Origin of the sequence: Methylobacterium frigidaeris (genome assembly GCF_022179185.1) — a bacterium.
GTDB classification, from domain to species: domain Bacteria; phylum Pseudomonadota; class Alphaproteobacteria; order Rhizobiales; family Beijerinckiaceae; genus Methylobacterium; species Methylobacterium frigidaeris.
This window is the reverse complement of record NZ_BPQJ01000255.1, coordinates 1-255: the sequence shown is the minus strand read 5'-3', so window position 1 is coordinate 255 and position 255 is coordinate 1. Positions and strand designations below refer to the sequence as shown.

Here is a 255-nt window from a genome sequence, read left to right as displayed (position 1 = left end):
GCAGGGCGATGCCGACGACGGTGAGGCGCCGCCACCAGGCGAGGCTGCCCACGACGGCCCGGAAGCGACGGACGGTGTTCTGCGGGACCCGGTAGGTGTGGAGCAGCGCGGCGCCGTCGCGCAGCATCATCAGCGCCAGCTGGAAGCCTATCTTCACCCGGCCGCCCGTCAGCAGGGCGCGGCGGTCGGAGCGGTCTCCGGTCACGGCGCGGCGGCGCCGGTTCTCGGCGGAACACGGACTGCGTGGCGGAGAGG

Annotated in this window: 1 protein-coding gene; it reads right to left on the bottom strand. The window is 74.5% G+C overall.

What is annotated here, in order from left to right:
• On the bottom strand, positions 1-205 hold a 205-nt coding region (locus MFF64_RS37060; RefSeq protein WP_238194046.1), incomplete at its 3' end, for a hypothetical protein.
• Positions 206-255 lie beyond the last annotated feature (50 nt).